Origin of the sequence: Ornithinimicrobium cerasi (assembly GCF_003702705.1) — a bacterium.
Classification (GTDB): Bacteria; Actinomycetota; Actinomycetes; order Actinomycetales; family Dermatophilaceae; genus Ornithinicoccus; species Ornithinicoccus cerasi.
This window is the reverse complement of the sequence record NZ_QZMN01000028.1, coordinates 1-9,519: the sequence shown is the minus strand read 5'-3', so window position 1 is coordinate 9,519 and position 9,519 is coordinate 1. Positions and strand designations below refer to the sequence as shown.

Annotated in this window: 6 protein-coding genes, 1 pseudogene and 1 other annotated feature; of the genes and pseudogenes, 4 read left to right on the top strand and 3 right to left on the bottom strand. The window is 65.4% G+C overall.

Annotated features, from left to right (window positions below):
- Window positions 1–1,962 precede the first annotated feature (1,962 nt).
- The 3 genes from D4B81_RS17295 (at window position 1,963) to D4B81_RS17285 (ending at window position 4,510) form a co-directional block, all read left to right on the top strand.
- Window positions 1,963–2,493, top strand: coding sequence for a hypothetical protein (locus D4B81_RS17295; protein WP_161965273.1), 531 nt, complete (start codon window positions 1,963–1,965; stop codon window positions 2,491–2,493).
- A gap of 310 nt (window positions 2,494–2,803) precedes the next feature.
- Window positions 2,804–3,118, top strand: a complete 315-nt coding sequence (locus tag D4B81_RS17290; protein ID WP_122263918.1) for a hypothetical protein — start codon at window positions 2,804–2,806, stop codon at window positions 3,116–3,118.
- A 441-nt stretch (window positions 3,119–3,559) separates the two neighbouring features.
- Complete coding sequence (locus tag D4B81_RS17285; RefSeq protein WP_161965272.1) at window positions 3,560–4,510, top strand: alpha/beta hydrolase; 951 nt, start codon at window positions 3,560–3,562, stop codon at window positions 4,508–4,510.
- A gap of 10 nt (window positions 4,511–4,520) precedes the next feature.
- On the opposite strand, the gene D4B81_RS17280 is transcribed toward D4B81_RS17285, so the two are convergent.
- On the bottom strand, window positions 4,521–5,747 hold the full coding sequence (locus D4B81_RS17280) for an IS256 family transposase (protein ID WP_122263916.1): 1,227 nt from the start codon (window positions 5,745–5,747) through the stop codon (window positions 4,521–4,523).
- 226 nt (window positions 5,748–5,973) lie between these two features.
- Window positions 5,974–6,402 (bottom strand): ATP-binding protein, encoded by a 429-nt coding sequence (locus D4B81_RS17275; protein WP_474100192.1) that lies wholly within the window; start codon window positions 6,400–6,402, stop codon window positions 5,974–5,976.
- Between D4B81_RS17275 and D4B81_RS17270 the strand changes: the two are divergent.
- Window positions 6,401–7,647, top strand: a pseudogene (locus tag D4B81_RS17270) (IS3 family transposase). The gene D4B81_RS17275 and the pseudogene D4B81_RS17270 overlap by 2 nt on opposite strands.
- Window positions 6,679–6,828 (top strand) — a sequence feature (AL1L pseudoknot). It overlaps the preceding pseudogene by 150 nt.
- Window positions 7,648–8,252: 605 nt before the next feature.
- On the opposite strand, the gene D4B81_RS17265 reads toward D4B81_RS17270, so the two are convergent.
- Window positions 8,253–8,759 carry a hypothetical protein gene (locus D4B81_RS17265; RefSeq protein WP_122263915.1) on the bottom strand — a complete coding sequence of 169 codons (507 nt, stop codon included), beginning with the start codon at window positions 8,757–8,759 and terminating at the stop codon, window positions 8,253–8,255.
- Window positions 8,760–9,519: the final 760 nt, after the last annotated feature.

The following is a 9,519-nucleotide window of genomic DNA, read 5'->3' as shown; positions in this document are numbered from 1 at the left end:
CATCAGGTCCGGGCTCGCCTGCGCGAGCTGCTCGTGCAGGAAGACCTCAGGGTCGATACTGGGAGAAGCGGTCATCGTGATGCTCCGTTCGAGAGTGCTGTGGAAGGTTCACTCGAAGGATCACGCGGTGACCGCGCCTACATCAGCAGGACACGCTCACCACCGTGGTCGTCGTACACCACTCTGATGGACTCCACTGCCGCCGGACGGGCCGAGAATATGGCGCGTAGGCAACGAGGCGGCTCATGGACGCCTGGCCAGCGCCCCTGAACGGAATACCCGTCGACCTGGCAACCTGTATGAACACACCCCTCAAGCAGTGATGCCAGCAGGTACGCCACCCTCGGCTCACCCTGGCTTTGGGGAGCGGACGCTCCAATTGGGTGAGTCCTCTACGAAATCCGATCTTGACAATGGGGCTACCCGCCACTAGCGTCCCACTATGATGCCACTACATCACCTAGGCCGCACATTCGCAGGAGCAATCTCCAGCGCGTTGCTTTTCTCGACGCTAGCCGCGGGAACCTCTCTAGCGACCGAGACGCAGACTACGACCGTTCCGTCGACCCCAGTTGCCCCTCAGCCCCAAAACTATTTCGTCAAACTTGGAACCTGGTACACGCCACACAAGAATTACTTCTCTGACGAGGGTGCATGCGAAAGATACGGTGAGGGATTCTTGGCAAGGAATCCGTATGCAGTATGGTATCAGTGCTACCGGCAGACAGGTCAGGTCAAGTACACAATATCAATATACATTCAGACCTAATCATGGATTCGAATGATAGCGACGCAGCGGCGATCTGCGACGGTGATTTGGTCGTTGCTAGTGGCTGGCTCGTGAGAAATGACCAGGATTGCAGCCTTTGCCCACCCCAGCCAGAAGACCGCGCTCGGGTCGGCAGTACAAGACGTGCGGTGGGGGAAGATGCGATTCGACTCCTGCATGAAGAGGCTGCACATGGCTCTGCAATCGCCCCTGAGTGGGTTCGCATCACCGGAGTGTGGGTTGAGCGCCAAATTGCTGTACGCAAAATTGAGCGAGAGCCAATGGATCTTTCTTTGATTGATCCGCCTGAGCCGCCTTCCAAGAATGCGCCTGTCTTCGGAGCGGATTTGGCCAGACGGGTCGGCCGCGTCTTCGCGGACCGTTATCGGCGGTGGGATCTCATCGCCCTCGGCAGAGGATCGGGAGACCGCCCCGGTCCCGTGGCCTATGTCGCTGCTACGCGGCCCCTGCTTGAAGTGAACGAATACCTAGCATCTCTGCCAGTCGGAGCAGTGGACTTTCGGAGCTGGCTAAAACCAGCCTGATCAATGTCAATAGTTGGGCGAACTCATGGCGTTGATCCGTGATTCGCACCGAACCGCATGTGCCCATCTGCAACATGGGGCAGCGCTCCAGGATCACGGACAGCATTCTGCTAGCGCCGAGTTAGGAAAGGGGTGGACGCTCTCGAGCGGGCGCCTGGATAGACTATCCCGCTTGTGCCAAATGGCAAGTCGATTTCTGGCTCGTGTGCTATGGCCGGTAGCTGGGTGACGACCGAGTTGGGTGTTTGTGTCGATCCCCCGCCCGTTGGTCTGCAGGATGTGCTCACGCACTCTTCTGCCGCGTGGACTTCTGTCCAGGGTAGTGTCGTGCTGATGGTGCCCAAATGGCTGCCTACTCGATCTATGCATTGCAGTGCAGTGCTTCGCGCTTGGAGGAGGGGGAACGGTGATTCGTGCTCAGGAGGCAGTCCTCACAACCCACCAGGGTCATCCTTGGGTCCGGGACTGGCAAGCACCGGGCTCGCGGGGGGGAAGCGATCCGCAAGCAGCAGGAATGCACGGTCGGCAGCTCGTCGTGGAGCCGTCGTCGTGATCACGACTCGTCGTCGTGCTGTACCCCTCGTGGCAACGCTGGTAGCCGTGTCTGGTGCTGCTGGCTGCGCTGGCGCAGAGTCATACCCCTGGCCGGTGAGTTCGGGGCCGCTGGCCGTGGACGGCCAGGGGTGGGGCCGCCCCGGTGGCGAGGACCTGTGCTGGGTTGAGACCGGCGCGATGGAGGGCCACTTCGGCGGTCATTGGATCATCAATAGACTAGACAGCCCTGTCATCTGGACCGGGGTCCGGACCGATGAGCATGTGGTCGGCGACGCCAGTCTGATCGGACAGTACGGCCAATGGGTACCGGTCGATCAGGGCGGCAACTCCCGGGGGTACTGGGACGAGTGGCCACCTCATCAAGATAGTTCCGAGCCTGAGGTTGTGCCCCTGGAGTTCCCGGTCACGATCGAACCAGGCAGTGCCCTCAACCCGCTGGTGGGGTTCGAGGCCGACGCCACGGACGGACCAGTGCATCTGCCATACCTCATTTACGACTACGAAGTCGACGGAGATGCCTACCAGCTCATCGACCCCATGGGTGCCCGACTAGAGCCCGATGAGCAGGGCTGCGAGTCGCAACCAGAGATTCGCGAGCACTACGACGAATGGCAGGGAGATTGACGGTGATCATCACCCTGGAGCCGATGGAAAGGGCCGCCAGGACAAGATCGGCGCACGCACCGGAGCGGTCATTCACTACCACATGCTGGCAACTTGGATGTCCCGAAGTTGCTCATAGAGGACCGTGGGACGAGGTTGTGGAATTCGGCGGCTACGTCACGCCGAGTCGCTGACAGAGACCAAGGTAGCGAGTGGTGGGCGTCTGCTTCCTGAGATTTCACCCGCCCCGCCCCACGAGCGGGGGGGGGGGGGGGTCGACGCATTCTGGGGTAGCCCCGCTCCCTCACGGCACGAGCTGCCGGAGGCTGTCGTGCCCGGGCTCGCGGAGGGGCTGCGCGCCCGTTTTGTCGAGATCGCGGGTGAGCCGGTGGATGAGGTGCGGCGCGAGGGCGAGGACTACCGCTTCACCGCTTATTGGCGGACGGGTGGTCGCTCCATCGACATGTACCTCCACGGCGGGCCGGTGGTGCAGGGTCGGTTTCACGAGCAGCCGGTGGTGCAGTTGCACGTCGACCATATCGAGCGTGCCCGACGGGCGGACCAGACTGCGGCTCGGGCGCAGCCGGTGATGAGGGGTCGGGACTGGCCGGGGGACGATGCCGCGCCGCACCCCCCTACGCCGTGATCGGCACCCCTCACATCGACACCGAGCCGCGCTCTTCTGCCGCTGGTGGCGCTGCGCTTCAACCATTGCGCGCCCTGTAGTTGATGGGGCTGGATGGCTGGCTGCAACAGGTTGACCGTCGTGCTGTCAAGGTCGTCCTGAATGCCGCCCGACCGAGCCATGTTCTCGGGGAGGCTCTGGTGGTGCCGTCTGGTACAGCGCTACCGTTGAGATGTCCGCGGTACCTGCTATCCAGAGGTGAGTGGCATGCGGCTGCTGGGGAGATCACAGACGAACCTTCACGGCCGGCCGCATGAGGGCCACTTGGCAGCCGGTGGCGATCGCACCACGAGCGGACCGTTTGGGCGCGGGGCACTGGTCGTGTCCATGGTCCGTCCAGGCGTGATCGGAGCGGCCGTCGGCTGTCTTGTGTTGACCGGCTGCTCAGGAGGCCAAGACGGCGTGACCTTGGATGACGTCTTGGATTCGAGCCTCGTCGGGTCCTCGGCCGAAGCGAGCGAGAGTGCGGCAGTCGAGCCCCGCACTACGACCGACCAGGAATCGGACAACCTTGCGTGGCAACTGCCCGAACCCCCTGGTGACGTGTTCGATGTCGGTGGACACGACATGCACCTGTACTGCGTTGGCGATGGCGAGCCGACGGTGCTGCTCGAGACGTCGCAGGGAGACCCGGCCCTGAACTATCGGCCCTTGCAGGAGGAGCTCGCGAGGACGACACGGGTCTGTTCATATGACCGCTCGGGCCTGGGGTGGAGCCAGCCAGGCCCCTCACCGCGTACCGGGAAACAGAACGTCAGCGAGCTGGTGGCCCTACTCAACACGGCCGGCGAGAGCGGGCCGTACGTGCTGGCGGGGCACGGTTCCGGCGGGCTGCTCGCCCTGTTGTTCGCGCGGGAACGTCCCCAGGACGTAGCCGGTGTAGTCCTGATCGACTCCTCTCACCCGGAAGAGTACGAGGTGCTCCAGACGCAGCTGCCCTCAATGATCACTGCCGAGGACGTGCAGATGAACCAGCTCCTTGACGCGGCCGAGCGTGTGACGAAGGGTGAGCTCGGTCCGCTCGACGCCCAAGACCTCGCACCGTCATCGCTACCGCCGAATCTGCAGGAACAGTGGGGCGCCCTCGTCGCCCAGCCGCACAGCCTGCGGACCACAGCCGCCGAATGGGACGCATATCCCGATACTTCACGACAGGTCACCGCAGCCGGACCTCTCGGCGACATCCCGCTCATCGTCATCGCAGCCGGCCGGGGGCCAGCAGCCAGCATGCCCGTGCAGGACCGCGAGACACTGGGCCTGACCACCGACGACATCAACGCGCATGAGACGTTGTGGCAGGAATTTCAGCGAGACCTCGGACAGAGCCCCGCTGAGTGGTGGGCTTTGAGGTGATGCTCGTTGCCTACCGGTCGCCCTCTTCGAGGGCGACGGTCTCAGTATCGCTGCTCGGGTAGAGCTTGGCCATGGAGCCTTCGGAGAGGTAGCGGCGTTCGTCGACCTGCCACTCGTCGTGGGTGTCGGCCAGGACTGCGCCGATGAGGCGGATGACGGCGGCCTCGTTGGGGAAGATGCCCACGACGCGGGCGCGTCGCTTGCTCTCCTTGTTGAGCCGCTCGAGAGGGTTGGTGGACCAGATCTTGCGCCAGTGCTCGCGCGGGAAGACCGCGAACGCGAGGACCTCGGACTTGGCGGCGTCCATCAGCGGTCCGGTCTTGGGGTACCGGCTCGCGAGGTCGTCGCGGACCTTGTCCCACTGCCGGGACATGGACGCCAGGTCGGGCTGGGCGAAGATCGTCCGGAAGACCGCGGCGACCATCTCGGTCTCCGCCTTCGGTACGTGCGCGAGGACGTTGCGGATGAAGTGGACCCGGCAGCGTTGGTGGGACGAGCCCTGGAACACCCGGGTGAGGGCGGCGACCAGGCCGGCGTGCTGGTCGGAGATCACCAGTCGCACACCGGACAGGCCGCGCTTGCGCAGGCCGGTCAGGAACGCTCGCCAGAAGACCTCGTCCTCGCTGTCGCCGACGTCCAGGCCCAGGACCTCCCGGCGCCCGTGCTCGGTGACGCCGGTGGCGATCACCACGGCCTTGGACACGACCATCGCGGCCTCGGTGCGCACGTGCAGGTAGGTCGCGTCGAGGTAGACGTAGGGGAAGCGGGCGTGGTCCAGGCGGCGGGTGCGGAACGCCCCGACCGTCTCGTCCAGCCCGGCGCAGATCCTCGAGACCTCGCTCTTGGAGATGCCCGTGCCACCGAGGGCGACCACGAGGTCGTCGACCGAGCGGGTCGAGACGCCGTGGACGTAGGCCTCCATCACCACCGCGTACAGCGCCTGGTCGATCCGCCGGCGCGGCTCCAGGATGGAGGGAAAGAAGCTGCCCTGACGCAGCTTGGGCAGCGCGACCGTGACGTCACCGCCCTTGGTCGTCAGCAGCTTCGGGCGGGTGCCGTTGCGCTCGGCCACCCGCGAGGCGGTGCGTTCGTAGCGGGCGGCACCGATGGCCTCGGTGGCCTCGGCCTCGATCAGCTCCTGCAGGACCATGCGCACGGACTCGCGCACCAGGTCCACACCGTCACCGGCGCGAAGTGCATCCAGCAGGTCGGACACGGCAGACTGGGGAAGGGTCATCGGTGAGATCTCCTCTGGTGAGTGCTTGGCGGTACACACCGAGCATCTCGCCGATGACCCCTCTACGTCAGGGAGCCACACCCACTCCCCAAACCCCACCACTCCACGGGACTCTTACACGACGTGTCAAGGGACAGTGGGACTTCCCTCTAGGCGGACAGCAGATCTCCCTGCTGGCGGACAGTTCATCTCCTTGTCCGCGGTCGGCTGATCTCCCTGTGGGTGCTCATGTCAAGGGGATCACCCCTCGTCCGGTGGTGGCCTCGGCGAGGCGTAGTGAGGTGCCCTCGGTGATGATGACGTGGGCGTGGTGCAAGAGCCGGTCTACCGCGGCGGTGGCCAGGGTCTTGGGCATGATCGTGTCGTACCCGGAGGGGTGGATGTTGCTGGTGACGGCCAGGGAGCGGCGCTCGTAGGTGGCGTCGACGAGTCGGTAGAACGCCTCGGCGGCGGCCTGCCCGGAGGGCAGCATGCCGATGTCGTCAACCACGATCAGCTCGGCCCGGGTGATGCGGGCCAGCACCTTGCTGACCGTGCCGTCGACCGCGGCCCGGCCGATCGCGGTGGTGAGGGACTCCAGGGTGAACCAGGACACCCGTGAATCGCCCCGGGTCTGATGGAGGTTTTGAATCCTGGGAAGGATGATGAGCACCATGCCAGCACCGAGGAAGTACAGCGTCGAGCTCCAGCAGCGGGCGACGAGGATGGCGATAGACGCCCGGAAGGATCCTGAGAGTGCGCGGGGGGCGATCAAGCGCGTGGCTGATCAGCTGGGGGTGCACCCCGAGGCGTTGCGGAACTGGGTCCGGCAGGCCGAGGTCGACGGCGGTGTCCGGGCCGGCACCAGCACCGATGACGCGCAGCGGCTGGCCGAGCTCGAGCGTGAGGTCCGCGAGCTGCGCCGAGCCAACGAGATCCTGAAGACGTCCGCGGCTTTTTTCGCGGCTGCGGAGCTCGACCGCAAGATCAGGTAGAGGTGCCCACCGCGGTGCTGGTCGACTACATCGACCAGCACCGCGAGAAGTTCGGGGTCGAGCCGATCTGCACCGTCCTGAAGGACGCCGGCATGCAGATCGCCCCGAGCACCTACTACGCCGCCAAGACCAGGCCTGCCTCGGCGCGCAGCATCCGGGACGCCGAGCTGAAAGAAGACATCCGGACCGCCCACAAGGCCAACCTCGGTGTCTACGGCGCCCGCAAGATCCACGCCGAGCTCAACCGCGAAGGCGTCAAGGTCGCCCGCTGCACGGTGGAGCGGCTGATGAAGGCCGAGGGCCTGCGGGGAATCCCCCGGGAGAAGACCCGACGGACCACGATCGGTGACGGGGCCCAGACCGAGCGACCTGAGGACCTGGTGGCTCGCAAGTTCGTCGCCACCGCGCCGAACCAGCTCTGGGTAGCCGATCTGACCTACGTTCGCACTCATGCCGGATGGACCTACGTGGCGTTCGTCCTGGACGTGTTCAGCAGGATGATCGTGGGCTGGCAGGTCTCGACCAGTCTGCGCACCGACCTCGCCCTCGATGCCCTCGACATGGGCCTGTGGGCCCGCCAACGCGCTGGCCAGGACGTCACCGGCCTGGTCCATCACAGCGACCGGTTGAACCCAGGCAATATCGAGCGATTCGCTACACCGAGCGCCTCGCCGAGGCCGAGGCCGTCGCCTCGGTCGGGTCCAAGGGCGACTCGTATGACAACGCGATGGCCGAAGGGCGGCTGGAAGTCGGTCGTCGACGTCGAGGTCGCGGTCGCTGAGTACGTCGACTGGTACAACCACCGACGGCTTCACGGCGAGATCGGGCTCGTCCCACCCGCCGAGTTCGAGACCAACCACTGGGCAACCCTGCACAGTGAGCACTACCGTAAGAACCCGGTCCTCACCGAGGTCGGATCCACCTAACCGAGCCTCCACGAAACCCGGGGCGATTCAGCTACGTAAGGACCGGCGGGTGCCGGACCACGCAGCCGCCTGACGCACGCTGGTGCCGCAAGCCGCAGGCCGCGCCGAACCTTGGAGGCGAGGCGCGCCACCACGTCTGTACTACCCCGAGAGCTGGTCTCCCCTTAACCCTTCGGTGGAACCGGACAGCAGACAAGTCCCGTACAGTGAACGAAAGCTCGCCACAACGGAAGGTCCGCATCGATGCGAAACGTGGCCCTGAAGCCCCGGCCATCATGGTCGCCGCCTTGCTGATTGTCAACGGCTGCGGCAGCACTACGGCTGAGCAGGCTTCGGCCCCCAATCCCGCCTCGGCCGCCAGCGCACCCAACGTCGAGGCACCGACAGAAGCGAATGACGCAGAGGTCAGTCCGTCACCGCCGCAAGTCCCTGACGGGTACACCGGCCCGCACATTGAGGAACCCGCTCCGGTCCCAGCCTGCCCGGCGGTTAGGGCGAAGGTGTGGGCCACCAGCGGTAGGAGAGGGTCGGGAACGCCACCCTGACCGCACCCGAGAAGGAACACGGAAAGCAGCGGCGTCCCAGGGCGGGGCCACCCGGCGGACTCACGGCGACTTGTCCGCCAGCCAGGCGGTGATCTCGGGGCCCATGGGGTAGGGGCACGCTACTTCTGCCCGAAGATAGGCGCTCGGATCTTCAGGGTAGGGACTCCAGCGGTCGTCAAGGGCCTGCTCATTCCCTGCGTAGACGAGGTACTCGTTGGCGATGAAGGCGTCCACGCTCGGCGGCTCGGTCGATGGTGGGTAGCCACGCTGCCGGAGGCAGTCTGCTGACTCGACCAGGAGGGCGTGCTGGGCTCGGAGCTCGTCAGCGGAGTAGGGGATCTCGGTGGGAAGGGGCCCGAGCCTTTCCGTGATCGCCTCGTGGCATGCGGCTGACTGGGCCCGCCGAGCCTCGCGCTGATCTGATCCGCCGCCCGTGATCGTGATTCCCTCGCCGTCGTAGTGGGCGGGGAAGCCGTTCTCGGTGAGGCACGAAGCTTTGGCGGTCCACCACTGCCTGGCCATCTCGGCTTCGTTGCTCCGGTCGATCGGTGCCTCGGGGATGGCCATGCCCCACGCAGTCTCGCGGAGCGGGGCTGCCGTCGGGCCTCGCCCCGGATCGGGCTCAGCTACCCGCTGCGTGTGGGTTGCAGACTCCGTGGCCGGGTGACCGGAGTCGGTGCAGGCCGTCAGCGCCGCGCCAGCGGACACCAGGAGGATGACTGCACGGCTTCGGGGCAGGCTCACGGATTGAGACAGAAGGAGTAGGTGCCAGAGCTGCTGACGGTCCCGGATCCGGGCGCCTCAACCGACCAGTAGCCACCGTTGTAGGTGCCAGCGACGTACCAGTAGCCCGGAGATCCGCTGCGTTCGGTCTCGTACGGCTGGCCTGGGCCAACAATGTTCAGGGTGCCCGATCCTTGTGCGCGCACCCACGGATCAGACGGCTGAGTGCATGAGGAACGGTACCGGTACCCGTCCTTGAATCCGTACGCGCTGCCCGGTATCGCCGTTGATACCACCAGGGCCAGGGCGAGCGCGCCACACGCCACAACCTGCGAGACAGACTTTGAACGAACCACTCCTAAGCTCCCGTCCAGCTGAGTGTAGATTCGCGGGCAACATACCAAGACACGGCGAACGGGGCAACCACAGCGGGACCGCCCATCCAAGGTATCGAGCGGGCGCCTGACGCCGGGGTCGTCATCGAGACGTCTTTGGCGGCGGGGTGAAGCAGGTGTCGGTCCGGCCTGGAGCTTAGCCTCGATCCACCGACGGACTTCGTTGAGCAGGGCGTTGGAGATCGGATAGTCGATTCTCGGGAGTGGGC